This window comes from Streptomyces sp. NPDC051776 (genome assembly GCF_040681345.1).
Lineage (GTDB): Bacteria > Actinomycetota > Actinomycetes > Streptomycetales > Streptomycetaceae > Streptomyces.
This window is the reverse complement of the sequence record NZ_JBFAYQ010000010.1, coordinates 1-23,584: the sequence shown is the minus strand read 5'-3', so window position 1 is coordinate 23,584 and position 23,584 is coordinate 1. Positions and strand designations below refer to the sequence as shown.

18 protein-coding genes and 3 pseudogenes are annotated in these 23,584 nt (G+C 70.7%); 14 read left to right on the top strand and 7 right to left on the bottom strand.

The genetic code is table 11. The features are described from left to right. Positions 1-203: 203 nt before the first annotated feature. The 9 genes from AB0M26_RS10675 (at position 204) to AB0M26_RS10635 (ending at position 11,901) form a co-directional block, all read left to right on the top strand. Complete coding sequence (locus AB0M26_RS10675; protein ID WP_365257821.1) at positions 204-2,009, top strand: ATP-binding protein; 1,806 nt, start codon at positions 204-206, stop codon at positions 2,007-2,009. Further along, positions 2,006-2,428, top strand: a complete 423-nt coding sequence (locus AB0M26_RS10670; protein WP_365257818.1) for a roadblock/LC7 domain-containing protein — start codon at positions 2,006-2,008, stop codon at positions 2,426-2,428. Before AB0M26_RS10675 ends, AB0M26_RS10670 begins: the two co-directional genes overlap by 4 nt. A gap of 718 nt (positions 2,429-3,146) precedes the next feature. After that, a complete protein-coding gene (locus AB0M26_RS10665) occupies positions 3,147-3,938 on the top strand; it encodes a DeoR/GlpR family DNA-binding transcription regulator (RefSeq protein WP_365257812.1) in 792 nt (263 codons plus the stop codon). 299 nt (positions 3,939-4,237) lie between these two features. Further along, positions 4,238-5,176, top strand: a complete 939-nt coding sequence (locus AB0M26_RS10660; protein WP_365257809.1) for an SIS domain-containing protein — start codon at positions 4,238-4,240, stop codon at positions 5,174-5,176. 705 nt (positions 5,177-5,881) lie between these two features. After that, positions 5,882-7,255: an FAD-binding oxidoreductase gene (locus tag AB0M26_RS10655; RefSeq protein ID WP_365257806.1), complete on the top strand. Its 1,374-nt coding sequence runs from the start codon at positions 5,882-5,884 to the stop codon at positions 7,253-7,255. A gap of 370 nt (positions 7,256-7,625) precedes the next feature. Then, positions 7,626-8,219, top strand: coding sequence for an LAETG motif-containing sortase-dependent surface protein (locus tag AB0M26_RS10650; RefSeq protein WP_365257803.1), 594 nt, complete (start codon positions 7,626-7,628; stop codon positions 8,217-8,219). Positions 8,220-8,558: 339 nt separating this feature from the next. Continuing rightward, complete coding sequence (locus tag AB0M26_RS10645) at positions 8,559-9,140, top strand: PadR family transcriptional regulator (protein ID WP_365257800.1); 582 nt, start codon at positions 8,559-8,561, stop codon at positions 9,138-9,140. 112 nt (positions 9,141-9,252) lie between these two features. Next, positions 9,253-11,274 (top strand): NADPH-dependent 2,4-dienoyl-CoA reductase, encoded by a 2,022-nt coding sequence (locus AB0M26_RS10640; protein WP_365257797.1) that lies wholly within the window; start codon positions 9,253-9,255, stop codon positions 11,272-11,274. Positions 11,275-11,550: 276 nt separating this feature from the next. After that, complete coding sequence (locus AB0M26_RS10635; protein ID WP_365257794.1) at positions 11,551-11,901, top strand: GNAT family N-acetyltransferase; 351 nt, start codon at positions 11,551-11,553, stop codon at positions 11,899-11,901. Positions 11,902-11,968: 67 nt separating this feature from the next. Here the strand turns inward: AB0M26_RS10635 and AB0M26_RS10630 are convergent, their stop codons facing one another. After that, a complete protein-coding gene (locus AB0M26_RS10630) occupies positions 11,969-12,799 on the bottom strand; it encodes a putative protein N(5)-glutamine methyltransferase (protein WP_365257791.1) in 831 nt (276 codons plus the stop codon). A gap of 564 nt (positions 12,800-13,363) precedes the next feature. Here AB0M26_RS10630 and AB0M26_RS10625 point away from each other — a divergent pair. Both AB0M26_RS10625 and AB0M26_RS10620 read left to right on the top strand, forming a co-directional pair. Further along, complete coding sequence (locus AB0M26_RS10625) at positions 13,364-13,822, top strand: SRPBCC family protein (RefSeq protein ID WP_365257788.1); 459 nt, start codon at positions 13,364-13,366, stop codon at positions 13,820-13,822. 364 nt (positions 13,823-14,186) lie between these two features. Continuing rightward, a complete protein-coding gene (locus AB0M26_RS10620; protein ID WP_365257785.1) occupies positions 14,187-14,582 on the top strand; it encodes a VOC family protein in 396 nt (131 codons plus the stop codon). 66 nt (positions 14,583-14,648) lie between these two features. Here AB0M26_RS10620 and AB0M26_RS10615 read toward each other — a convergent pair. From AB0M26_RS10615 to AB0M26_RS10600, 4 genes and pseudogenes are all read right to left on the bottom strand, one after another. Continuing rightward, positions 14,649-15,125, bottom strand: a pseudogene (locus AB0M26_RS10615) (MFS transporter); the annotation flags it as partial. 180 nt (positions 15,126-15,305) lie between these two features. After that, positions 15,306-15,503, bottom strand: a pseudogene (locus AB0M26_RS10610) (GNAT family N-acetyltransferase); the annotation flags it as partial. A 260-nt stretch (positions 15,504-15,763) separates the two neighbouring features. Continuing rightward, positions 15,764-17,422: an FAD-binding oxidoreductase gene (locus AB0M26_RS10605; RefSeq protein WP_365257782.1), complete on the bottom strand. Its 1,659-nt coding sequence runs from the start codon at positions 17,420-17,422 to the stop codon at positions 15,764-15,766. A 614-nt stretch (positions 17,423-18,036) separates the two neighbouring features. Next, a complete protein-coding gene (locus AB0M26_RS10600; RefSeq protein WP_365257779.1) occupies positions 18,037-18,579 on the bottom strand; it encodes a hypothetical protein in 543 nt (180 codons plus the stop codon). A 234-nt stretch (positions 18,580-18,813) separates the two neighbouring features. Here AB0M26_RS10600 and AB0M26_RS10595 point away from each other — a divergent pair, with 234 nt between their 5' ends. After that, on the top strand, positions 18,814-19,254 hold the full coding sequence (locus AB0M26_RS10595; RefSeq protein WP_365257776.1) for a thioesterase family protein: 441 nt from the start codon (positions 18,814-18,816) through the stop codon (positions 19,252-19,254). Between the two features lie 707 nt (positions 19,255-19,961). Beyond that, positions 19,962-20,918 (top strand): M28 family metallopeptidase, encoded by a 957-nt coding sequence (locus AB0M26_RS10590; protein ID WP_365257773.1) that lies wholly within the window; start codon positions 19,962-19,964, stop codon positions 20,916-20,918. 649 nt (positions 20,919-21,567) lie between these two features. On the opposite strand, the gene AB0M26_RS10585 is transcribed toward AB0M26_RS10590, so the two are convergent. Together AB0M26_RS10585 and AB0M26_RS10580 are read right to left on the bottom strand one after the other, a co-directional pair. Further along, positions 21,568-21,999: a protein phosphatase gene (locus AB0M26_RS10585; RefSeq protein ID WP_365257770.1), complete on the bottom strand. Its 432-nt coding sequence runs from the start codon at positions 21,997-21,999 to the stop codon at positions 21,568-21,570. A gap of 198 nt (positions 22,000-22,197) precedes the next feature. Then, positions 22,198-22,449: pseudogene (locus tag AB0M26_RS10580) on the bottom strand (GNAT family protein); the annotation flags it as partial. A gap of 398 nt (positions 22,450-22,847) precedes the next feature. Here AB0M26_RS10580 and AB0M26_RS10575 point away from each other — a divergent pair. Continuing rightward, positions 22,848-23,315, top strand: a complete 468-nt coding sequence (locus AB0M26_RS10575; protein ID WP_365257767.1) for a lamin tail domain-containing protein — start codon at positions 22,848-22,850, stop codon at positions 23,313-23,315. Positions 23,316-23,584 lie beyond the last annotated feature (269 nt).

Sequence of the window (23,584 nt, the reverse complement as noted above, 5' to 3'; positions counted from 1 at the left end):
CCGGAACTTGACGAACCTTCACTCCACCGGCACCACGACGCGCCACTGGATCCGTATCGTTGGGACAACCTGCAAGATCGATCTCACAACCGGTCGCCGGCGCGTCGGGAGTTGATGGGGACCGGGCGTTCTCACGGACTCCGTACGGAAGCGTGCCCGCCGCGGCCGGCCCTCCGCTCCCGTCCGAGGAATGGATGACACCCATGCCGGACGCACCGATCTGGCTCCTGCTCCCGGGCCTGGCCGCTGCCGGGGCGGTGGCTCTGCGGTACCGGACCATTGCCGCCGCCCGCGCAAAACGCATCCAGGCCCTCGAAGCAACCGTTCAGGACCGCGAACAGGCCATTCGTATGCGCGACGCCGAGGCGCGCCACTTGGTCGAGCACCGTGTGCCGGCCCTGTTGAAGGGCCTGCGGCAGAGGCAGCCGACCGAGGCGCCCGGTCTGCTGCACGACGAGCTGGCGGGCACACCGTTCGCGCAGGCCCACTTCACGGTGCTGGAGATGTTCGGCCGCGTGCCCGCGGAGACGTCCGAACGTGCGGAGTCCGCGGCACGCGCCGCGGTCAAGACCGTGACCCGGTCGATGGAAGCGCTGCTCAACGAGCAGCAGCGGACCATTCTCGACATGCTGGAGCGGCACCACGACGAGAAGGTGCTGCATGACGCGAACGCCGTCCACCACGCCGGCAGCCAACTCGGCCGCAGAGCCCAGGTCATCGGTATCCTCACCGGTTCCAGACCGCTGCGCCAGCGGACCAACTCGCCACTTGAGGACGTCGTACGTGGCGGCATCTCCCGTATCCGCGACTACCAGCGGGTCAAGGTCACCGGCAGTCCGGTGGCCGCGGTCGTCAGCCGGGTCGTGGAGCCCGTGGTGCTCGCCGTCGCGGAACTCCTGGACAACGCGGCCCGTCACTCCGAACCGGGCTCGGACGTACGAGTGTGGTTCGTCGAGGGCCACAACGGCGTCAGCATCGTGATCGACGACGCGGGGGTCGGACTGAAGCCGGAGGACAGGGAGTTGGCGTCACGTCAGCTCTCCGGCCGCGAGCCGGTCCTCCTCACACGGCTGCGCAACCCGCCGAAGTTCGGCTTCTCCGCGGTGGGCGTGCTCGCCGCCCGGTACGGGTTCCGGGCCAGCGTCGAGCAGGAGTCGGACTACGGGGGCGTACGGGCGATCGTCTATCTCCCCAAGGGGCTTCTGACCACCGACGTCGATCAGCAGCCGGCCGCCGCACGGTCCCGTCCCGCCCTTGCCCGAACCGGGCCCGTGCTTGCGGCGGAACCCGCGACCGCGGCTGCCGAGCCGGGACCCGAGCATGGAGCCGAGCCGGGACCCGAGCATGGAGCCGAGCCGGGACCCGAGCATGGAGCCGAGCTCGAGTGCGGGGCCGAACCCGAGCCGGAAGCCGATCCCGAGTGCGCGGCCGAACGCCAGCGCGGGGCCGAACGCCAGCGCGGGGCCGAACGCCAGCGCGGGGCCGAAGGCCAGCGCGGGGTCGGACCCGGATCCGGATCCGGACCCGAACCCGAGCGCGGGCCCGAGCCCTTGCCCGGGCCCGGGGTCCCCGCGGTTGGTGGGCCGCCCCAGACCGAGGAATCCGGGGAGTCCGTCGGATCCGGGGGTGCGACCGACGCGGCCCGGTCCTGGACGGGTTCCACCGCGGACACAACCGATCCCCACCCGCGGGGGTCCGCCCCCGCCTCCGAGCGCCGGTCCCGGACCCCGGAGGCGCAGCCCGCTGCCCCCGGGCCGCAGCCCGAAGCGCAGCCCGATCCCACGGCAGAGGCTTCGCCCGAGCCTCCTGCCGCGGCCCAACCGCCGTTCCGCCTGCGCCCCGACGGCCTTCCCCAGCGTCGCCGGAACGAGCCGCGCCGTCCCGCCGCGCAGCCCCGGCCCGCGATGCAGACGCCGTCGAACCCCGCGGGCAGCGTGGGCGCGGTGGTACGGGGCCGCCGAGCCGCCCAGCGAGAGCAAGACCAGAACGAAAGGAACCCGGAGTCATGACCACCCCCGGCACCGACCTCAGCGGCCTCGGTTGGATCCTGGACGAGAACATCATCCGACTGCCGCACACGCTCCGCGCCGTGCTGCTGTCGGCCGACGGTCTGACCGCCGCCGCGTCCGAGGGCGTCGAGCGTGACATGGCCGACCGCATGGCCGCCGCGGTCTCGGGAATGCAGTCCCTGAGCCGTGAGGCGGCCGAGTTCGCCGACTGCCAGGAATCCCCCTGGGAGTTGACGATGATTCAGTACACCGACGGCTTCATCTTCACCATGGCCGCGGGGCCGGGCACCTTCCTCGCGGTCGCCACCACCGCGGACGCCGACGTCGAGGCCGTCTCGTACGCCATGGAGAAGGCGATCGACCGGCTCGGACACGAGATGAGCCTCCCCGCACGGGACTCGGCCGGCAACTCGGCGTGACCCGGCCCCGGCTCGGCCGGAACGGGGGGCAGACGCAGGGCTGCGGCCTGTCGTACCGTCAAGGCGAGCCCGGCGTCATCAACTTCGACGCAAGTCGGCCGCGATCCGCACCTCCACGGGGAGAGCGTCAACGCTTCGAGAGCCTCCGGTCCGCTGCGCCGTGAGCGCATGGCGTTCGGACACGGCGCCCGCTGCCTCGGCGCCAACTCGCCTGCCTGGAAGGCCGGTACGCGCCGGCCGCCCTCCTCGGCCGCCTCCCTTCCGCCCGCCTCCCTTCCGCCCGCCTCCCTTCCGCCCGTCTCCCTTCCGCCCGTCTCCCTTCCGCCCGTCGGCCGTCGACCTGGACGGGCCACGCCCTGCCGCCTCGCTCATGTCCAACGCGCATGAGGTCCCGCCCGTACGACCGCAGGGAAACGGTGAGCGCGTGCCGCCGCACAGCTGACCGCCCCGGACGCGAACCTACTGGAAAGGGGTACGGGGACGACCGGTACGGGGACGACCGCGGGGCACGCAGAACCGGTCGCGCGTCCGCCCGGCGTCACAGGCAGGCCTGGTGCGGTCCGCCGGGGTGCCGCACCCGGAATCCGCCCGTTGCGCGACAGCTGTACGACTTGTTGGTCATCGCACGATGGCATGCTTCAATGGCCGCCCTCGTTCGGAGTCGGGCCCCGGCGCCCGCCGCTCCGGAGCGCACGCCGCAGTACAGGGGGGCGATCGCATGGCCGGATCGGCGCAGGCCCGCTGGAGCGCGCTCCTGGAGAAGGCCACACGGGACGGCAGGATCGAGGTCGAGGCCGCGGCGGCCGATCTCGGGGTCTCCGCCGCCACCATCCGCAGGGATCTCGATGAACTCGCTCGCCAGCAGATGGTGACCCGCACCCACGGCGGAGCCGTGATCAACGCGATCGCCTACGACCTTCCCCTGCGCTACAAGATCTCGCGGCATGCCCGGGAGAAGGAGCGGATCGCCCAGGTGGCGGCGGGCCTGGTGAGCGCTGGTGCGGTCGTGGGCCTCAACGGCGGTACCACGGCCACCGAGGTCGCGCGGGCGCTGGCCACCAGGCGTGACCTGCAGGAGTTCGGGGCGGGCCCCTCGCTGACCGTCGTCACCAACGCCCTGAACATCGCCAACGAACTGGTCGTGCGCCGCCATGTGAAGCTCGTCGTCACCGGAGGGGTGGCACGCCCCGCCTCGTACGAGCTGATCGGCCCGCTCGCCACCGGGCTGCTGGCCGAGATCTCCCTCGATCACGCCTTCCTCGGCGTCGACGGCCTGGACGCCATGCACGGCGCGACGGCCGGGCACGAGGGCGAGGCGAGCATCAATCGGGCCCTGGCGAGCCGCGCCCGGCAGGTCATCGTCGTCGCCGACACCTCCAAGCTGGGGGAGCGGGCCTTCGCGCGGATCTGCCCGGTGGTCGACATCCATGTGCTGGTGACCGACAAGGACGCGCCGCCCGAGCTGACCGACCCGTTCGCCGAGGCCGGCGTCGAGATCATCCGCGCCTGAGCGCGGTCGTGCGGCGCCTGATGGCGCAGTCCCGTCCACACCCTGTCGCACCCGGATTCGCTGTCCGCGAGCCCGGACGTGCCTGCGCCCATACCCCCGAGGGCCCGTGGGCATCCCCCTGTCGTGATGGTGCCCGCACCCTGCCGGGCCCCTGTGGCCACGCCCCCTCCGGTGCGGAGACTCCCCTGATGCTTGTTTCTGCGTGAATTGCACTGGAAACACACAGGGTTGTTCATCCATGATCAATGGGTGCGGTGACACGAGGTGCGTCACGACGGCCGAGACGGGAGTGCCCAGCGATGAGCCGGACCGAGACCGAGATCGCCACCCAGCCCGAATGCTGGCGCCGCGCCATCGAGTTGGCCGGCCGACCCGACGGTCCCGCCTCCACCGGCATGCCCCGACCCGGCGAACGGGTCGCCGTCGTGGGCTGCGGCACCTCCCGGTTCATTGGCCATGCCTACGCGGTGCTGCGTGAGGCCGCGGGCCAGGGGGAGACCGATGCCTTCCCCGCCTCGGAGATCCCGCCCGGGCGGAGCTACGACCGTGTGGTCGTGCTGAGTCGCTCCGGCACCACGACCGAGGTGCTGGACGCGGTCCGCCGGCTCCGCGGGATGACCCCCTGCGCGGCGGTCACCGCGGACCCCGAAAGCCCCCTGGCGGCACTCGCGGACGTGGCCGTCGCACTGGACTTCGCCGATGAGCAGTCCGTCGTCCAGACGCGTTTCGCCACCACTGAGTTGGTGCTGCTGCGCGCGCTGCTCGGGGAGGATCTCGGCCACCTGGCGGGACAGGCGGCGGGCGCGCTGTCCGAGCCACTGCTCGACGGCCACCGCGCCGGACCCGGCGGGGGCGGTGTGCTCGAAGAATTGCTCGCCGCCGAACAGTTCACGTTCCTCGGCCGTGGCTGGGCCCACGGCATCGCCCTCGAGGCCGCGCTGAAGATGCGCGAGGCGGCAGGTGCCTGGACGGAGGCGTACCCGGCGAAGGAGTATCGGCACGGGCCGATCAGCGTCGCGGGACCGGGCCGGGTGGTCTGGTGGTTCGGCGAGCGGGACGCGCTCCCCGCCGGACTCGCGGACGACATCACGCGCACCGGTGGCCGGCTGGTCGCCCTCGGGCACGACCCCCTGGCCGACCTGGTCGTGGTCCAGCGGCTCGCCGTAGGCCTCGCGGCAGCACGCGACCTCGACCCCGACCGTCCCCGCCACCTCACCCGCTCGGTCATCCTGGCCTGACCCGCAGGGCGGTGGTGAGCCGGTGTGTCGAGGAGGGCCGTACGGGGGCGTCGTGCGCAGGAGAAGCCGTGTGCAGGATGCATGCGCAGCAGAAGCGGAACGCAGGACGCATGCGCAGAAGAAGCGGTGTGCAGGATGCATGCGCAGCAGAAGCCGTGCGCAGGACGCGTCCGACGGGAGGCACCACCGAGAGGGCGCCACCATCCGGCGCGCCGCGGCGTCAGCGCCCCTCCGGGTCCTTCCACGCTCCGGAGGTGTCGCGCAGGCTCGGCCTCGGGGACCACGGGGGCTGCGCGTCGGGCTCGCCCCCCGCACGAGCGCGGACGACGCGGACCGGTTGCTCGACGCGCTCGCGGACTTCCTCCGGCGGTGCCGGAGGACGGTCGGCAGGAGCCGGGCCGATGCCCGCTCCGCGGTCGGGGGCTGAGGCCGGTCGCGGTAACGCCGGCCCGGGCGCGGGACTCCGCGCACCCTCCGTGCCAGCACCATCCGCCGAACGTGAGCGTTGGGGCGTTGCCCCGGCCCTGACCGGCTGACGTAGCAGGGACCCCGGCATCGGCGCATGCTGGAAAGTGCGAACGGCTTCAGCGGTGTCCCGGCTGTCGACGCCCTCAGCGGGCGCTCGTCAGAACTGATCGTGAGCAACCGAAGCGACGTCACGGAGCTGTTCACAGGAGCTGCAAAGGCCCGTGCAAGGAGTGCGCGATGAACACGGCAATCCGCGACTCGCTCAAGGACAAGATCCGCGGTCCCGTCATGGCGCCCGGTCAACCGGGCTACGACGAGGCCCGCGCGATATACAACGCAATGATCGACATATCCCCGGCGGCCATCGTGCAGTGCGCGGACGTCGGCGACGTCATGACAGCGGTCCGGTTCGGCGCGCAGAACGATCTGGAGATCGCGGTGCGAGGCGGCGGCCACAGCGGCTCCGGGCTCTGTCTGCTCGACGGCGGATTGACCATCGACCTCTCGGCGATGCGCGGGGTCCGCGTGGACCCGGTCGCCGGGACGGCGCAGGTGGCCGGAGGCTCCCAGCTCGGCGACCTCGACCACGCCGCCCACGCCTTCGGCCTCGCCACCCCCAGCGGCATCAACTCGACCACCGGCGTCGGCGGTCTCACGCTGGGCGGCGGCCATGGCCACCTCACCCGCGCGTACGGACTGACCGTGGACAACCTGCTGTCGGCGGACATCGTCCTGGCCGACGGCACCTTCGTCACGGCGGATGCGAACCGCGAAGCGGACCTGTTCTGGGCGTTGCGCGGAGGCGGCGGCAACTACGGGGTCGCCACTTCCTTCACTTACCGGCTGCACCCCGTGGACACGGTCGGGGTCGGCTTCACCGTCTGGCCGGCGGAGCAGATCCCCGAAGTGCTGCGGTGGTACCGGGAGTTCCTGCCTCAGGCGACGGAGGACCTCAACGGCTTCTTCGCCGTCCTGGTCGTCCCGCCCGGCCCGCCGTTCCCCGAGGAGCTGCACGGGCGGAAGATGTGCGCCGTGGTGTGGTGCTGGGTGGGAGAGCCGGAACAGTTCGAGAAGGAACTCGCCGCGGTGGGCGACGCGGGGCGGCCGGCCTTCCACTTCACGATGCCGATGCCGTACCCCGGGTTGCAGTCCATGTTCGACGAACTGCTCCCGACCGGGCTGCAGTGGTACTGGCGCGGGGACTTCTTCGACCGGATCACGGACGAGGCGATCGATGTCCACGCCAGGTACGCGGGCGCCATCCCGACCGGGCTGTCGACCATGCACCTCTACCCGGTCGACGGCGCCGTCCACCGCACCGGCCCCGACGAGACGGCCTGGAGCTACCGGGACGCGCTCTGGTCGGGGGTCTTCGCCGGGATAGACCCCGACCCCGCCAACGCCGGCGCCATCAGGGACTGGTGCGTCGGGTACTGGGAGGAGCTGCACCCGCACTCGATGGGCGGGGCGTACGTGAACTTCATGATGGACGAGGGACCGGAGCGCGTACGGGCCACCTACCGGGACCACTTCGACCGGCTCGCCCGGATCAAGCGGGCCTACGATCCGGAGAACCTCTTCCACGCGAACCAGAACATCCAGCCGGCGTAGCGCGGTCGCGCCGGAGCACGAGCAGGGCCGCCGAGGCCCGGACGGGTGGTGCCGCGGCACCACCGGTCCGGAGCCGTCCGCTCCGGGCATCGCCGATCCGGAGCCTTCCGCCGCGGCACCGCCGGTCCGGGTCCCTGCGGTCCGCATTCAGCCGGTCCGGGTGAATGCCGGTCACCCGTCCGTCCGCTGAGGGCAGCTCCCGCCTCCTGAACTCCCCTGCCCGCCCCGCCCGGGGGGTCAAATCGGGGCGGAGCGGACGGCTCCGGAATGCTGTGAAGGATGGTGGCGGGGATGCCTATGAGACTCCGGGGGAGGGGCAGTACTGTGCGCTCGCACGGTCACTCGACCGACGTACATGCGCGGAGGATTCATGAGCGTATCCAGCAGATCGTGGCGGCGTTCGGCCGCTGTGACGACGGCCGCGGCGGCCGGCCTGATCGGGGTCGGTCTGACCGCCACGCCGGCGTCAGCGCACACCCCCCGGTGGACGGTGGACTGCTCCGAGGTGAGCGTCGACCTCACCGCCTACAACGAGAAGGTCACCAACACCGTGACCATAACCGTGGACGGCAAGGACCTGCTGCCCACGGAGACCTTCGGCCGCGAGTTCCACAAGAAGCTCGAGATCCCGAGCCACAAGAGCGAGGCGCAGGTGCGTCTCGTCGTGAAGGCCGGCGACAGCGACAAGTTCTCACGTGACGAGACCAAGGTCTCGCCGGTGTGCGAGGAGACCCCGACGCCGTCCGAGACCCCCTCCGGGACTCCCTCGGAGACCCCCTCCGCCCCGGCGGAGGAGACCCCCTCGGCCGAAGCTCCGGCCCCCAGCACCTCCGCGCCGGGCGACCTCGCCGAGACCGGCGCATCGAGCAACACCCCGCTCATCGCCGGCGCGGCCGCCGTGGTCGTGCTCGCCGGTGGCGGCATCCTCTTCGCCACGCGCCAGCGTCGCACCGCGCGCTCCTGAAGTCCTGGGGACGCTGCGCCCGCCGGTCCGGTGGCCAACCTCCGGACCGGCGCGGCCATCACTGCGGCGCGCAGACCCCTCCGTGCACCCATCACCCCGTGAAGACACCGGGGTCTTTTTGTTTGCCCGCGCCTCGCCTGTGCGGGGGCGGCCTCCGGCCGCTTGTCCGCCCGCACCCCCTGCCCCGCGATGCGGCTCGCCCCTGCAACGGGAGCGCACTGATGCTGCGGGTCCGGGCCGCCCTTCCCACGACGCCGCACGTCCTGTACGGTCACATTCATGGGTACTCAATAAAGTGAATACCCACGAGAGTGACCAGGGATGGGAGGGGGAAACGGTATGGCCCTGCGCCACGCGGTGCTGGCGGCGCTGCTGGACGGCGAGTACAGCGGCTACCAGCTGGCCAAGGCGTTCGACACCGGCGTCGCCAACTTCTGGCACGCCCTGCCGCAACAGCTCTATCTGGAACTCGGCAAGTTGGAGAAGGAAGGGCTGATCGCCGGACGGCAGGTCATCCAGGAGACCCGGCCCAACAAGCGCCTGTTCACCGTCACCGAGGCCGGTGTCGCCGAGCTGGAGCGGTTCGCCGCCTCGGCCTCCAAACCGTCCTTCATCCGCGACGACCTGCTGGTCAAGGTCCAGAGTGTCGACCGCATCGACGCCGGGCCCGTGATCGCGCAGCTCGAGGAGAGGGCGCTCATCGCCTCTGCCAAGGCCGAGATCTACGGCAAGACTCTGCGCTATCTCCGCGGCGGGCTCCCCGAAGAGGAGTTCCTGCGGCACGGCGAGCGCATCGGCCCGTATCTGACGTGCCTGCGCGGCCTGGAGTTCGAGGAGGAGCACCGCGACTGGTGCCTGCGGGCCGCCGGGATCATCCGCGCCCGCGAGTCCGGCGCGCAACACACACATGCCGGACGGTGACCGCATCACGGCTCGTCCCTGCCGCGAACCGTTCGGACGAATCGTACGGCGAGGCCACGACGGCCCGTACGACCGGCCGGATCGAACCCAAGAGCGCGAGGAGGCGCTGACCTTGACCGAGTACCCCCACCTGCTGAGCCCGCTCGACCTCGGGTTCACCACCCTGGCCAACCGCGTGCTCATGGGGTCGATGCACATAGGTCTGGAGGAAGTCCCCCAGGGCTTCGAGCGGATGGCCGAGTTCTACGCCGCCCGGGCCCGGGGCGGCGTCGGCCTCATCGTCACCGGAGGCATCGCGCCCAACCCCGAGGGCCGCCCTTTCGAGGGCGGGGCGATGCTCACCACCGACGCCGAGGCGGAGAAGCACCGGCAGGTGACAGCGGCCGTGCACGCCGAGGGCGGCAGGATCGCCCTGCAGCTCCTGCACTTCGGCCGGTACGCCTACCACGAGGACCTGGTCGCCCCCAGTGCGCTGAAGGCCCCCATCAGTCCGTTCACGCCGCGTGCGCTGAGCGACGAGGATGTGGAGCGGACCGTCGAGGACTTCGTACGGGCCGCGGAGCTGGCGAAGTCCGCGGGCTACGACGGCGTAGAGATCATGGGCTCCGAGGGCTACCTGATCAATGAGTTCATCGCCGCGGCCACCAACCACCGGGACGACCGCTGGGGCGGCGCGTACAGCAACCGGATCCGCTTCCCGGTCGAGATCGTCCGCCGGGTCCGGGAGCGCGTGGGGCCGGACTTCATCCTGATCTACCGGCTGTCGATGCTGGACCTCGTACCGGGCGGGTCGTCGCTGGACGAAGTGATCACCCTGGCCCGGGAGATCGAGGCGGCCGGGGCCACGATCATCAACACCGGCATCGGATGGCACGAGGCGCGGATCCCGACCATCGCGACGTCGGTGCCGCGCGGCGCCTTCACCTGGGTCACGAGGAAGCTCATGGGCTCCGTCGGCATCCCGCTGGTGACGACCAACCGCATCAACACCCCTGAACTGGCGGAGCAGTTGCTCGCCGACGGGCACGCGGACATGGTCTCCCTGGCCCGCCCGTTCCTGGCCGACCCCGACTTCGTCGCCAAGGCCGCGCGGGGAGCAGCCGATGCCATCAACACCTGCATCGGCTGCAACCAGGCCTGCCTCGACCACACCTTCAGCGGCAAGATCACCTCATGTCTGGTCAACCCCCGGGCGTGCCACGAGACCGAACTCATCCTGTCGCCCACCCGGCGCCGCAAGCACATCGGCGTCGTCGGGGCCGGACCGGCCGGCCTGGCGTGTGCCGTCTCCGCCGCCGAACGCGGGCACCGGGTGACGCTCTTCGACGCCGACGGCGACATCGGCGGGCAGCTCAACCTGGCGCGCAGGATCCCGGGCAAGGAGGAGTTCGACGAGACGCTGCGCTACTTCCGGCGCCGCTTGGAGGACGTGGGGGTCGACGTCCGGCTCGGCACCGCCGTCACCGCCGAGGACCTGATCGCGTACGGGTTCGACGACATCGTGCTTGCCACCGGCGTCACCCCTCGGATCCCCGGGATCCCCGGCATCGACCACCCGAGCGTGGTGAGCTACCTCGACGTCCTGCGCGACGACGCGAAGGTCGGGGAGCGCGTAGCCATCCTGGGGGCGGGCGGCATCGGGTTCGACGTCGCGGAATTCCTCACCGACGCGGGCCACGAGGGCAGTCTGACACCGGAGTTGTTCTTCGAGCAGTGGGGCGTCGACACCGAGTACCGCACGCCGGGCGCGCTGCAGGAGCCGCGCCGTACCAAGCCGTCGCGGACCGTGCACCTGCTCCAGCGCAAGACCACCAAGGTCGGCGCGGGACTGGGCAGGACGACGGGCTGGATCCACCGCGCCGAACTCCGCCACCGCGGTGTGACGACGTTGGCCGGGGCGACTTACCACAGGATCGACGACGAGGGTCTGCACCTGACGGTCGACGGTGAACGCCGCGTCCTCGAGGTGGACACGATCGTGGTGTGCACCGGCCAGGAGCCCCGGCGCGGACTGTACGAGGACCTGCGCGCCAAGGACTGCGAAGCTCACGTCATCGGCGGCGCGGACGTCGCGGCGGAACTCGACGCGAAGCGCGCCATCCTCCAGGGCACGGAACTGGCGGCGGCGCTCTGAGCGGCGGCACGCCTGCCGGAGGCACCGCACGGGCACGGGCGCAGGCGCAGGCGCCCACGCCGCGCGGGACGTGGCCGGGGACAGGCAACGGTCCCGGCGCAGGCACAGGTACTGGCCCCGGCGCAGGCGACGGCCCCGGTAGCCCCCCGGCGCCGGTGGTAGCGGTGCGGCCCTCCGCCCGGCCCGGCCCGGCCGGCGAGTGGGTCGCCGTGGCCGGGCTGCGGTGGCAATGGGTACAGGAGAACGGGGGGCCCCGTCACCACGCGCGAGGAGTTCGTGCGGCACTTCGCGGCCTGGGTCGAGGAGCATGCGGCGTCGCACCGCTGCCTGGTCGCGGTCCGGGACGACGCCGTCATCGGCATGGCCTGGCTGGCCGTCACCCGCCGCGTACCGAGCCCGCTCGCGCTGGAGCGTGCCGCGGCTGATGTGCAGTGCGTGTACGTGGTCCCGGAGGAGCGGAACACGGGCCTCGGTGGCCGGCTCATCGACGCGCTCGTGGAGCGTGCCCGGGAGCTGGGGCTCGAACGCGTCACCGTCCACTCCAGCACCCGGGCCGTACCGGCGGACGTCCGTCGTGGATTCTCGCTCTCCCCGCGGCTGTTGCAGACCGGCCTCGAACCCCCATGACACCCCCGACCTGAAGCTCGTTCAGTACGGGCTCCTGACGCACCGGCAGACGCTCCCGGACACACAGTCATGTTCCGTCCTGGGACCCGATGACCACGGTGGCGCACAGGTCCTCACAGCGGGCCACGCGCGGGGACAGCCCGTTGTGCCTGAACGATTCGATGGTCCCGGAGGCCTGGCCCTCGCTCGTCTCGACGAGCAGACGGCCGCCCGGCGCAAGCCACGATGGGGCCTCGGCCGTCACGCGCCGCTGCACGTCGAGCCCGTCCGCGCCACCGTCGAGTGCCATCCTCGGCTCGTGTAGCCGTGCCTCCGGCGGAAGCAGCCCGAACGCGCAGGTCGGGACGTACGGGGCGTTGACGACCAGCACATCGACCCGGCCCCGCAGTCTCGCCGGCAGCGGATCGTAGAGGTCTCCCTCGTGCACCTCCGCCGCCGTGCCGAGGTTCCGGCGGGCGCAGCGCACCGCGGCGGGCTCGATGTCGGCGGCGTGCCACTCGACACGGTCGCCGTCCGGCTCCGCCGCTGCCGTCAGCGCGGCCGCCACGGCGCCCGAACCGCAGCACAAGTCGACGACCACCGCGCGCCGCCGCCGCGCGAGCGCCTCGCGCAGCGGTTCCGCGGCCTGCCGGACCAGGAACTCCGTACGGCGGCGCGGTACGAACACGCCGGGCTCCACGGCGATCCGCAGACCGCAGAACTCCGCCCAGCCGAGCACCTGTTCAAGCGGCACGCCCTCGGCGCGCCGCTCCACCATGGCGGCGATCTCGATGGGCGTACGGGCGGTGGAGAGGATGAGCCGTGCCTCGTCCTCGGCGAAGACACAACCGGCGTCACGGAGCCGGGACGCGATCGCGGACGAGGGGAACAACGACGGAGAGGAGGGGGAAACCGACATGAGAGCCTTCCGGGTCACCGAAGGGCGCCCTCCAGGCCACCTATGCGAGGTGAACCGTACGACTGAGAGATGAGAGCACCCGGTCCGATACAGCGGTGATGGGTCCCACCTCCTCACAAAGTGCCTGCTGGAGCCCGCCATCGTACCCGACCGGACCCGCTCCGGGCCGCGCCCGCGGGCCGCGCGGCCGGCCGAGGGCGCTCAGGCCCCGGGGCGCGGGCCGTGGCGGACCCACACATTGGGCTCGACGTAGACATGTCTGCCACGCTGCGGACCTTGCCACCGCATCCCTGCCCGTGCGACCGAATTATCCGCGCGGGCTCGTGATCCGCCGTTTCTCCGCGCGGGCTCGTGATCCGCCGTGGGCGCGTCGCTGCAGACAATCGAGGACTCTTGTCGCGCGTGCCCGCCGTCACCCGGTGGCATTCCTCCGCGCGACAGTGAATAGAGCCCCCTTGGCGTGTCCGATTGAGATACGTCGAGGCGGGCACCCGAATGCGTCGACCGTCCAATGCGCCGTACGACACGACGGTGCGTACGGCACCGAGGGAAGGAGACGTATCCATGGGCATTGTGCGAGAGTCCGTTGAGGTCGAGGTCCCGGTGGGAACCGCCTACAACCAGTGGACGCAGTTCGAGGAGTTCCCCAACTTCATGGAAGGCGTCGAACGCGTAACCCAGCTGGACGCGAGCCACAATCGCTGGACGACGAAAATCGCGGGCGTGCAGCGGGAGTTCGACACCGAGATCATCGACCAGCTCCCCGACGAGCGCATCGCGTGGCGCACGACGAGCGGAGACGTTCAACAGCGTGGACTGGTCACTTTCCAGTCCCTGGACGACACCCACACCCGCGTCGATCTGGTGATGGAAGTGGAACCGGAGGGCCTTACGGACAAGGCCGGGGATCTGCTCGGCATGCTGGACCGGCGTACGAAGGGCGACATGAAGCGGTTCAAGGAGTTCATCGAGCACCGTGGAACCGAGTCAGGGGCGTGGCGGGGCCGCATCTCTCCCGGCTGAACTCTCCGCGAGGATGAGCCAGGGGCGGGTCCGGGCCGGGCCAGCGGCCCGGACCCGGGTCACGCGACGGTCATGGCGTGACACCCACGCCGTGACACCCACGCCGTGAAATCCGTGCCGTGATATCCACGCCGTGAAATCCGTGCCGTGATATCCACGCCGTGACATTGACGTGCCATCAGGATGCCACGGCAGAACGACGAGAAACCGAGGAACGGTCTTCCGGCAATTTCCTGTTCAAATCCGTTACCGCGCATATCGCTTGAGTCTTCGCGTCGCGACCGCAGCGCGGGCGTGACGACCGGCTCCGGGGGTACGCGTGCGTACGACGCGGGCGCCGGGCCTGCGGGGGAGGGAAACACCAATGACGGTCGCCAAGACATGCGTTCTCGTTCTCGACTGCACCGAGCCGGAAAGCCTGGCCGAGTTCTACGCCCGGCTGCTGAACGCCGAGACCCGCCGCGGGTCGGACCCGGACTACGTCGAAATCATCGGTCACGCCGGTGTGCGCCTCGCGATCCGTCGTGACCACGGACTGACGCCGCCGAGCTGGCCCCGCCCCGAGGACGCGCAACAGGCACACCTTCAAGTCCTGGTGCCGAAGGTCGAAATGGACGCCGCGGAGCGTGAGGTGATCGGCCTCGGCGCGACTCCCGTGGACGCCAGGGACAACTCCGGTCCGCGCGACGTACGCGTCTACTCCGACCCCGCGGGCCACTCGTTCATGCTCGTGGCAGGCGAGGGGCGGCTGGGAGAGTAGCCGGGCTCCGCGCCTCCTGCGCATCATCGGAACACCCTGTGGTTGGCGTGTCAACGGTTTGTCCTGATAGCCGCCGAGGAACGGCCCGACAGCGGCCACCACACCGCCGAGTCCCGACCAGGCACCGATGGCGCGGCCCCGGTCGTCCGGATGGAAAGTCGCCGCGATGATCGCCAGGCTGGACGGGGTGAGCAGCGCCCCGCCGGCGCCCTGCAAGGCGCGTGCCGGCACCAGCAGAGTTGCGTCAGGGGAGACCGCGCACAGCAGGGACGCCAGAGCGAAGACCGCGGCGCCCACCACGAACACGCGCCGGTGGCCGTACCGGTCGCCCAGGGAACCGCCGAGAAGGATGAACGCCGCGAGGATCAGCGTGTACGCGTTGACCGTCCACTGCAGTCCCGCGACGCCCACGTGAAGGTCGCGGCCCAGGGCGGGCAGGGCGATGTTCACCACGGTCGCGTCCAGCATGGCCATACCGGATCCGAGGACCGTCGCCAAAAGGGTCCAGCGGCCGCGTGGTTCCCCGAGCCGTATGCCGCCCATGGTCCGCGGCGGCCCTGTGTGCGCCGGAGGTGCGTCGTGCCGCCGGCCGTACTGCTGTGGGGGCTGGTTCATGGTGTCTTCCGGGTCAGTCGACGAGTCGGCCGCGGTGGACGGGGCCCACGAGATCGGCGTACTGGGGATTCCTGCGGATGTGGTCCGCGATGAAAGGCAGAGCGGAGTGACGGCCAGCCCCCGATCGCGTACGTCGTCGAATGCGGCACCGGCGAGCGCGTGGGCCAGGCCCCGCCGCTGGAACGCGGGGGCGATCTCGGTGTGGGTGAAGACGATGCGGCCGTTCCTGGTGCGGTACTCCGCGAAGCCCGCCAGATCCACAACCACGCGGACTTCGTAGCGGGCCTGTTGGGCGTTGTCGGTCACCTGGGGATGGTCCGGCCCCGGTCATGGCGCCTCCTCGGGTCGGCGTGGGGGATCGCGCGGGCCCGGAATCCGAAGATTGATGTGACAACACTAGGCAATGTCGTTGATGTGTCAACCGGCTGCCCGTTCGGAGCCAGGGGCGGATGACGCCTTGAGCCCGCGGCATCTTGCTTTGAGGGCCACGGGCTTCCCTGCTCCACCGGTGCGGTCACCACCGCGGAGGTGCCCCCCGCGGTTGGTCACGCACCGGTGCTCAGCCGTCAGCGCGTCGGAAGGGACTGCGGAAAACGGAAGACGCGCCCCGGGTCGTAGGCCGTCTTCACCTCGGTCAGACGGGCGAGGTTGGCGCCGTAGTACGCCTTCTTCCAGTCGGACAGCTGCGGATCGATGTAGTTCTGGTACGCCTGACCGCTGGCATGCGGCCGCATCGCCCCGTGCAGGGTGTCGAGCCAGGCGCGGCTGCGCTTGATGGCGGTGGAGGAGGCGCCGTTCGGCCAGTTGGCGATGTACTGCACGAGAAACAGCGCGTTGCGGTGCACGAACGCGGTTTTCCGCGGCGCGACCCGGTTCGTGGCCCCGCCCAGGGCGTCGAAGGCGATGCTGCCGCTGCCGCCGGACGGGGCGATACGCGCATAGCGTTCGACCTGCTTCAGCAGCGCCGCGATACCGGTGGCCGACAGTGGCCGGGTGTAGAAGTCGGAGCGCGCGGCATACGACGCCCGTGCCGTACGGCCCGCCGGATTCTGGCCGGGGAGCTTGCCCTGCAGATGGCACTGCGCGGACGTCCATCCACTGGCGCCCGCCATCACCAGCATCGTGTCGTAATGCGACCGCGTCCGGACCACCGACGATGCCGGCTGGACGCCCACCGCGTCGACCAGCCGGTCCAGGTGGTTGCGCAGACCCGACTGCGGGCCGAGGTAGTTGGCACCGATCCCCACGCGCGGGGTGCCCGCGGTGCCGGTGAGGTGGAGGTTGGCCCAGAGCGCGTCGGGGGCGTGCGGCGCCCACTTCTGCCAGGCACGGATCACGGCGGCGGCACGTGACCACGGCCAGGACAGGAACGCGTAGCTGCAGTCCGGCGCGGCGTGGGTGCGGAAGTGCAGTTCGGTGACGATGCCGAGATTTCCACCGCCGCCGCCCCGCAGCGCCCAGAAGAGGTCGGTGTGGTGGCGCGCGTCGACCTCGAGGACGCGGCCGTCGGCGGTGACTATCTCGACACCGGTCAGGCTGTCGCAGGTCAGCCCGTACGCACGGCTGGTGACACCGACGCCGCCGCCCAGTGCGAGACCGGTGACCCCCACGGTGGGGCATGATCCGGCGGGGATCGTGCGCCCGTTGCGGTTGAGCGTGGCGTACACATCGATGAGGCGCGCCCCGGCGCCGATGGTGGCGGTCGCCCCGGAGGACACCTTCTTCATGGCGCTGACGTCGACGACCAGGCCGGGACCCGAGGACCAGCCGGCGTAGCTGTGCCCGCCGCCGCGGACGGCGACTGGTATGCGGTAGCGCTTGGCGAAGGCCAGACAGGTCCGTATGTCCTCCCGGTGCGACGGATAGGCGACACCGGCCGGCTTGATGGAGTCGAACTGCGGTTGGAACAGGCGCCGCGCCGCGTCGTACTGCCGCTGCCCCGGACGCACCAGCAGACCGTCCAGGTCGCGGGCGAACCCGGACCAGTCGGCCCCGGCGGGAGCTGCCGCCGCCGCACGGTCGGTGCACGCCGGCACCCACGCCGCGGCGGCGATGCCCAACCCGGCGCGCAGAACGTCCCTCCGCCTGCTGCCGGAGCCGGGGCGGGAACCGAAGTGTGAGCCGACGCCGGACAGGTCGGCTCCTGAAGCGTGGTCGGCCGGCGGCGCCTGCGCCGGGAGCCCAGGTATGTGCGGCAGTTCGGTGCGGGCTGCGCTGTCGGACACGCGAGGTCCCCTCCCCGTGAGGAACGATCGGGCCTGTCCGCGGCCGACGAGGGCGTCGCGCAACGGAGTTGGCCGGTGGCTTGCGGCGTGCCGCGGAAGGACGGCTCGACCTGCGCCGATGCCCTCGTACCGCGTCGCACTCAGGGGGATGGCGGATTGCTCGCGGCGGTTGCACGGAGAAGGGGACGATTTCCCGCGCGGGCGGACGACTCGGGAGGCCGGATGACGGCGGGGCAATGGGGCGGAGGTCCGTGCTCGATCCCGCACGGTCCGGCTTCCAGTTGGCCGAGTTCGCGGCTCCCCTGGAGTTGCCGCTCGTCCCACCAGGTGGCCGCGGTCCCCATCAACGTCCCGAACTCGTCGCGTGCTTGGCGGAATCTCCGGGGGTCGCCCCACCGGGAACGATCTCGAACTTTCCCGGGGACGGTCGTCAGGACGGTCGTCGCGCTCCCCGCGGATGTACGCGACGAGGTCGGGGACCTCGCCGACGGGCCGAACGCGGCGCTGCCGGCCGAGGCGGACAGCGGAACCGCCGCGTCTCGGCGGGCGGCCCGGCGCACAGGTCTGCGGTGGGCCGGAACCCGGCGAGCGGGCTTCCCGTACAGAGGCCGTTGCTAGTGGCGTGCTTCGGCGGCGTCGCGCTCGGCGAGACGTTTGAGCGTGAGCAACTGTTTGCGCATCATCACCAGATCGCCCCAGGCGAGGAGCCGTCTGAGGACCTTGTGGCGCAGTGCGGTGCGCGCTTCGGCGTCCACTTTGACCACGAGGCGGCACCCGCCCGCTTCGCGCGGGCTCACCGCGTAGGTCACAGCCATCTGACCGTGCCGCGGCACCAGTCGCTGCGGCAGGACGCCGGTGATGTGACGACCGACCTCGAACTCCGCGATGTCGAAGACCAGGAAGCTCTGCCCGACGGCCGGCGGCGGCAGATCCGGCGTCAGACGGTCGGGACTCCTGCGGCCGCGGAAGTCGATCCAGTCGTAGCTGTACGGGGCGATGGTGAGCTGCTGGAGCCAGCGGAAGACGAGGTCGCAGGGGGCCGAGACGTCAACGGCCCGGATCCAGCCCTCGTAGGGGACGTTCAGTAAGGCGTCGCAGGGATACGGCGCGCTCTGTTCCGACGGAGTTGCGCCCCATACGCGCCCGTTCACCTGCATGGGGGTGACACTACTTGATCGGTTCGTGTACTGATCAGGCGCACTCGTGATCCCCGGAACAACTCCGCGGGCCCGACTGCGATTTCGGGGCCGCGGCCCGCTGTCCACGCGGCCGTCAGTGTCGGAGGTGACGGGATATGGAGGATGTTGAACGCAACACTGCGACGCTAGTTAACGTTCACTAACCTCACAGTCGTACGGGCTTCGTTGGACTGTGGACCGAAGGAAACGCGGATGACCACCGGCATGGATGTGACGTATCGCGGGACGGTCTACCCCTGGCACTGCGATCACATGGGGCACATGAACGTGATGTGGTACGTCGGGAAGTTCGACGAGGCCACCTGGCAGCTCGTCGCGGGCGTCGGCATAACGCCGGAGTACCTGCGCAGCAGCGGCCGCGGCATGGTGGCCGTGGACCAGAGGATCTCCTACCGGCGGGAGCTGCGTGCCGGGGATGTGGTCCTGGTCCGATCGGCCTTCCTGGAGGTGCGGAGCAAGGTGATCCGCTTCTGCCACCGGATGGAGGACGCGGCCACGGGTGAGGTCGCGGCTGTAGCCGTGCTGACCGGGGTGCACATCGACGCGGAGGAGCGGCGCTCCTGCCCGATGCCGGAGGAGTATGTGGAGCGGGCGCGGGCGATGGTGATCGACTTCGACCCCGGCTTCAAGTAGCCCGAACCGTACGCACCCCGAACCGCACGAGCTTCGAACACTACGACTGTGCGTGCTCCGAACCGTACCCACGCCGGACCGCGACGTAGCTCGCACTGCCCCCGGGTCCGACGGCGGGTGGTCCGCGGTGCAAGCGGCGCTTGCCGGCGCATGCGTGCGGGGAGCTTGTCTGCTGCGCTCGCGCAGCACGTCCGCGGGTGCGGTCTGATCCCGTAAGGCCTCCGCCAGGGGCCGGATCCCCTCACGACCGATCCTCACGACTGAGCACGTGTCGCCCCAACGGCTCTCCGGCGGCCGGGACATCACCTCCTCCGGTTCGGCGGCCCGGAGATCCGCATCAGGGGGCTCCTGGGTGGTCCGGGTCCGTGTACGGCGAATGGTGCGAGAGCGAGCGCGCTTCCCGCTGGTGCCGTTCTCCCGCTCACGCTCCTCACGACGCCTTCCCCGGAGCGGCTGGGCCACACCCGCCGGCCGGAGTTCGACCTGACGCGAATGCCCTTGGTCCGGGGCGCACGCCGTGGTCCTGCCGGGGGGCCGATTCCCTCGGAGGAGTCGCTCGTTCACGCGTCGCCGACGGCCTTCAGGAGAACTGTGGTTCGCTCACGGAACCTCCGCATCCGATATTCGCTCTTGACGATTGACGCCAATATGGTCAGTCTCTTGTCTCCACAACTCGCAGCTCCATCCCCCCACTTCAGGAGCCAACAGTGTTCACTGCAAAGAACCTGCGCCGTGGTGCGCTCGCAGCCGGAACCTCCGCCGCGTTGGCGGCCGCACTCCTCAGTGCAGCGGTCGGAGCCCAGGCCACGGACGCTCCCACCGTCAAGGCCGCCCCTGACATCGACGTCGCGGCCGTCAAGGCCGACCTGGCCGAGTTCCAGAAGATTGCCGACGCGAACGGCGGCAACCGTGCCCACGGCCAGCCCGGACACAAGGCCACGGTCGAGTACATCAAGGGCAAACTGGACGAAGCCGGTTTCAAGACGAGCCTTCAGGAATTCGAGTCGGGCGGCGCCAAGGGCTACAACCTCATCGCCGACTGGCCGAAGGGCGGCGGCGACAAGGTCGTGATGGCCGGCTCGCACGTCGACTCGGTCCCCGACGGACCGGGCATCAACGACAACGGATCAGGCTCGGCCGCGATCCTCGAAGTCGCGCTCGCCGTCGCCAAGGCCGACCTCCAGCCGTCCAAGCAGCTCCGCTTCGCCTGGTGGGGCGACGAGGAGGACGGCATGGTCGGGTCGAAGCACTATGTCGACAGCCTCGAGTCCGGCGACGTGTCCAAGATCGACGCCTACCTCAACTTCGACATGATCGGCTCGCCGAACCCGGGCTACTTCGTCTACGACGACGACCCGCAGCTCGAGAAGGTCTTCACCGACTACTACAAGGGCAAGGACATCAAGACCGAGCCCGAGACGGAGGGCGACGGCCGTTCCGACCACGCCTCCTTCAAGGACCAGGGCGTGAAGGTCGGGGGCATCTTCTCCGGCGCCGACTACAAGAAGACCGAGGAACAGGCCTCCGGCTGGGGCGGCAAGGCCGGCGAGCCCTTCGACGCCTGCTACCACCAGGCCTGCGACGACAAGTCCAACATCGACGACAAGGCCCTCGACACCAACTCGGACGCGATAGCCAACGCCATCTGGGAACTCAGCTCCTGACCCTGGCTCCTGGCCCTGCGCGGCACCGCGGACCCTGTGCCGCGGTCGACGCAGCACGGTCGACGCAGCGCGGTCGACCTGACCTGGACGTGCGGCCCGGACGCCCGACACCGGGATCCGGGCCGCACGTCGTGTGTGCGAGCCCAGTGACCTACGCAGGTGTGCGGCACCCAGGAGCCCGTATGGCCACGGGTGGCGCCCCTGACCGTAGGCACCGCCGAGCAGCCCCGGCCCGTCGGACGGACAGACGGCTCTGAGCGGCGCAGTGATCGAACGCCGGGACGCGCCCGACGTCATGGAGAACGGCACGGCCTGGGGCGAGTTGAGGGCCACGGCCGTCTTCGATCCGGCCCTGCGCGAACAGTTGCGCAAGTCCACGGCGCACGGACCGAGTTCGACACCGGCCTCATGCGGCGGGCGCAGGGATCGGGCACCGTCGCGGACCACGTCGTGGCGGGGGACGCGGCGGAGCGACTCATCGGATCGGTGGAGGGCCTCAGCAACGCCAACGCTGGCTCAGCGGCTCGGCGATGCTGTCACGCATACGCGCAGTGCTGCGCGACGCGGTCGAGGTGGAGCTGGGTCCGGCACCGGACCGGACGTGGGGCGTGGTGAGGGCCGCCCGGATCCGGGGAGGACCGCCGGGCGATCAGTCGGCGAAGCGGCGTACGTACCGCCGCTGCCAGGGTGTCTCCACGGCGTGGGCGTCATAGCGGCGGCGCACGAAAGCCACCGCCTCGGAAGGCGGTACTCCGTCGAGGACGGCGATACAGGCGAGGGCCGTGCCGGTCCGCCCGCGGCCACCGCCGCACGCGATCTCGACCAGGTCGGTCTCCGAGCGGCTCAACGCCTCGCCGAGAACGGTCTTGGCCTCGTCGCGTCTGCTGGGCACCCAGAAGTCGGGCCAGCGCAGCCAACGTGCCTCCCACGGAACCGCCGGGGGCTCCTTCCCGAGCAGATAGACCCCGTAGGTCGGCTGCGACCCGGCGGGCAGCGGCTCACGGAGGCCGCGACCTCTCACCAGGCGCCCGGAGGGAAGGCGCAGCACACCGGCGTCATTGGACTTCCATGTTTCGGTCACATGATCACCGTAGGGGCCGCAGTCGGGAGGATGTGGCGCCGATACGTACTGTTGAGTAGTGGCCACTCTCACGTGGTGAATCCGGTCTCATACCGGTGTATGGGCGCCCGAGTTCGGGGCCGGCGGTCCGGCGGCAGTCCCGCGGAGCGGAGCGGTGCGCCGTGGGGGTCGGACTCGTGGGCGCGCGTGTGAAGGCCGGTCGCCCCGGGTGAGCGCGTGGACGTGCACGTCGTGCCATCCGTCGAGGTGGAGAAGCGCACGGCGTTTGGTGCCCTCGTGTGCGAAACCGGTTTTCACCGCGGCCCGGCATGAGGCGGGATTGGCCACCGAGTGCGCGAGTTCGAGGCGGTGGAATCCCACCTCGTTCAGGGCCCAGGCCGCCAGCGCCACAACGGCCCGTGGCGCGATGCCGGAGCCGCGCGCGGACGCCACGGTCCAGTACGCACATTGGTTACTCACGTCGAGGACACGGTCGGCCGGAACACCGGTGGAGCCGGCCGCCGGCTGAGCCGTTGGGGTGGCCGGCCTTTGTTACGTGTCACAGGTGTGTCGTTCCGCGGAGCAGACGCGCCGGTGGGAGCCGGGCCCGTGAGGGCTCTCCGATGGCCCCGTGGCCGCTTGGGTGGGTGTATTCGGCACGAGTGTTGGGCGTGCGGGTGTCGAACCCCATCACGGGAGGCGGCAGTTGTTCCGTAAATATCTGTGTTGTGTAACGGCAAGTGGTTGATCGATGAACGGCGTGCCGGTGGCCTCACTGTGGTCTCGCCCCGGGCCGCCCGGCCCGGGTTGACCACCGGTCACAGCCGCTTCGGCGCGGCTGGGCCTCTCCAGAAAGCTGGGGGATCACCATGTCCCGCACTTCTCGTACTGTCACCGTCACCGCTCTGATCGCCGGTGCGCTGCTGTCCGCGGCCGCCGTGCCGGCGACCGCGCACGAGGACCGCCACCATCACCGTGGGGTGGAGATCGGTCAGATCCAGTTCGACGCTCCCGGGCCCGACCGCTTCAGCAACCGATCGGTGAACGGCGAGTACTTCACCGTCGTCAACACCTCGCGGCGTCCCGTCCAGCTCCGCGACTACACCGTCTCCGACGGCAGCCGCACCTACCGCTTCGACCGGCTGCGTCTTCGGGGCGGCGAGGAGGTCGTCGTCCGCACCGGATTCGGCCGCGACCAGCGGCTGCTCCGCTTCCAGGACAGCGACCGCCACATCTACAGCAATTTCCGCGGAGGGCTCGTCCTCCGCGATCGTGGCGGCGCGTCCGTCGACCGCTGCTTCTGGAACTGGAGGGACGGCGGCCACACGGGCTGCTGATCCCGGAGCCGGCAGGTGACACCGCTGCCCCCTTCCCTCGTCCAGGGACGGGGGCAGCGGCATGGTGCGCCCAGCATGGGCGATTGCTTGGGGGTGGAAGTCCCCTGGGGGAAGAGGTGGTGCTAACCCCGAGCCGGAGGCAAGGGCGTCATCGTGAGGTGGGGTCTGGAGGAAGCCCGAGGCGAGACCTGGGTACCGAGGAACACGAACCGCGTATAAGGCGTGCTGGCTTGGGTGAGCCTGCCATGTACGGCGATGCCCGTCACTGC

Bases quoted from the DNA above. Each gene is read 5' to 3' on its own strand.
- AB0M26_RS10670 (WP_365257818.1), top strand. From the start codon at position 2,006: ATGACCACCCCCGGCACCGACCTCAGCGGCCTCGGTTGGATCCTGGAC.
- AB0M26_RS10595 (WP_365257776.1), top strand. From the start codon at position 18,814: ATGACCACCGGCATGGATGTGACGTATCGCGGGACGGTCTACCCCTGG.
- AB0M26_RS10665 (WP_365257812.1), top strand. From the start codon at position 3,147: ATGGCCGGATCGGCGCAGGCCCGCTGGAGCGCGCTCCTGGAGAAGGCC.
- AB0M26_RS10630 (WP_365257791.1), bottom strand. From the start codon at position 12,799: ATGTCGGTTTCCCCCTCCTCTCCGTCGTTGTTCCCCTCGTCCGCGATC.
- AB0M26_RS10575 (WP_365257767.1), top strand. From the start codon at position 22,848: ATGTCCCGCACTTCTCGTACTGTCACCGTCACCGCTCTGATCGCCGGT.
- AB0M26_RS10660 (WP_365257809.1), top strand. From the start codon at position 4,238: ATGAGCCGGACCGAGACCGAGATCGCCACCCAGCCCGAATGCTGGCGC.
- AB0M26_RS10625 (WP_365257788.1), top strand. From the start codon at position 13,364: ATGGGCATTGTGCGAGAGTCCGTTGAGGTCGAGGTCCCGGTGGGAACC.
- AB0M26_RS10645 (WP_365257800.1), top strand. From the start codon at position 8,559: ATGGCCCTGCGCCACGCGGTGCTGGCGGCGCTGCTGGACGGCGAGTAC.
- AB0M26_RS10620 (WP_365257785.1), top strand. From the start codon at position 14,187: ATGACGGTCGCCAAGACATGCGTTCTCGTTCTCGACTGCACCGAGCCG.
- AB0M26_RS10675 (WP_365257821.1), top strand. From the start codon at position 204: ATGCCGGACGCACCGATCTGGCTCCTGCTCCCGGGCCTGGCCGCTGCC.
- AB0M26_RS10650 (WP_365257803.1), top strand. From the start codon at position 7,626: ATGAGCGTATCCAGCAGATCGTGGCGGCGTTCGGCCGCTGTGACGACG.
- AB0M26_RS10600 (WP_365257779.1), bottom strand. From the start codon at position 18,579: ATGCAGGTGAACGGGCGCGTATGGGGCGCAACTCCGTCGGAACAGAGC.
- AB0M26_RS10655 (WP_365257806.1), top strand. From the start codon at position 5,882: ATGAACACGGCAATCCGCGACTCGCTCAAGGACAAGATCCGCGGTCCC.